This window comes from Roseixanthobacter psychrophilus (assembly GCF_043195195.1).
Taxonomy (GTDB): domain Bacteria; phylum Pseudomonadota; class Alphaproteobacteria; order Rhizobiales; family Xanthobacteraceae; genus NCEH01.
The window spans coordinates 1-1,696 of sequence record NZ_JBAFWT010000118.1 but is presented as its reverse complement, the minus strand read 5'-3'; the positions used below and the strand labels follow the sequence as shown (position 1 = coordinate 1,696).

General features: G+C 62.1%; 1 protein-coding gene. It reads left to right on the top strand.

Annotated features, from left to right (window positions below; genetic code table 11):
* The first annotated feature begins 61 nt into the window (after positions 1-61).
* Positions 62-1,687: an ISL3 family transposase gene (locus V5F77_RS28680; protein WP_429008451.1), complete on the top strand. Its 1,626-nt coding sequence runs from the start codon at positions 62-64 to the stop codon at positions 1,685-1,687.
* Positions 1,688-1,696 lie beyond the last annotated feature (9 nt).

Below are 1,696 nucleotides of genomic sequence, written 5' to 3'. Positions count from 1 at the left end.
GGGTTCTTCCTCACTTTGTGTGGTTCATTCGCCGTTAGCGACAGGGTCGCTATGGGCGAGCATGCGAACGAAATCGAAATGGTCGCCCGGCCCAGGGGTCAAGATACTGGGTGTCGCGTTCACTGCTGATGACGGATGGGTTGTTTCCGCTGCCGGGTCCGCGATCGGCATTTGCCCCGATTGTGGACGTCGAAGCCGAAGTCGGCATGGCCGGTCCCGCCGCAGCCTCCAGGATCTGCCGGTCCAGGGTCAGTCGGTGACAGTGAAGCTCCTGCTGAGCCGCTGGCGATGTGTACATCCGCAATGCGAGCGACAAACATTCACCGACCGACTGCCGACGGTTGCTGCTCCGTATGCGCGCCGGACGAGAAGGGTCGGAGAGATTGTCGGCCTGCTCGGCCACAGCGCCGGTGGCCGTCCTGGCGAGCGATTAATGCAGCGGCTCGGCATGCCGGTCAGTGACGACACCATCCTGCGGCAGTTGAAGCGGGATGCCGGGGTTGCTCAACGCAATTCCGAGATACGGGTAGTCGGTATCGATGATTGGAGTTGGCGGCGGGCGACGAGCTACGGAACCATCATAGTCGACCTCGAGCGCCGCTCGGTCATCGACATCCTGGACGATCGAAGCGTCGAGAGTGCGGCCACCTGGCTGCGTGACCATCCTTGCGTCGAGATCGTCAGCAGGGACCGCTGCGGCCTGTATGCGCAGGCAACCCGTGAAGGCGCCCCGCAGGCCCGGCAGGTCGCCGATCGATTTCATCTGGTCCAGAACCTACGCTCGGCCATCGAAGAACAGATGAGCCTTTCCGGGCGTGCCACCGGCAGAGCCATTCTTTCGGAAGACGCAATTGTTGACGCTGCCACGCATCGCCGGCGCGCCCGTCTTGCGCATAGGCAATCCCGCCAGGAAATATTCGACATGCTCCACGCTTTGCGCCAGCAAGGGCTGTCCTACAGCGAGATCGCCAGACGGACCGGCTATGAACGTCGCAGCGTAACGAAGTGGCTCAAGTTCGAGGCTCCGCCAGACCGGCGGCGGGCGGCACTGAATCCCACATCGCCATGGTATTTCGAAGCTTTCCTTGCCCAATGCTGGAAGGATGGGAACCGGTGCGGACGGCATCTGTTTCATGACGTCAAGCAGCGCGGCTACACCGGCAGCTTCGCCAATCTGGAACGCTTGCTCGGAGCCTGGCGGCGAGGCGAAAGGGGTCAGGGCGATGCCGTTCCGCCAGTCGCGTCGAAGCTGGAACCGGTTCGAGATCCGGACACCGGTCATGCAATTTCGCCAGTGGTTGCCGCCGCGCTGTGTATCAAGCCGCGAGGCCTGCTGACGGACTGGCAGGCAAGGAAGGTCGATGCCCTGAAGCATGGATCTGAGGCGTTCGCCGAGATGCGGCGCCTGGCGATGCGCTTCAACGGCATCCTTCGCGGCAAGAGATCGGCACCGCTGGATACGTGGATCGACGATGCGATCGACTCCGAACTCATTCCGATCATGCGGTTCGCTCGCGTACTGCGCAGGGACATCGAAGCCGTAAACAGCGCCATCGAGCTACCTTGGAGCAACGGACAGACCGAAGGCCAGATCAACCGCCTCAAGACCCTCAAGCGCTCAATGTACGGTCGGGCAGGTCCTGAACTTTTGAGGGCGCGAATGCTACCGCCGCTCCACATAAAGTGAGGAAGAACC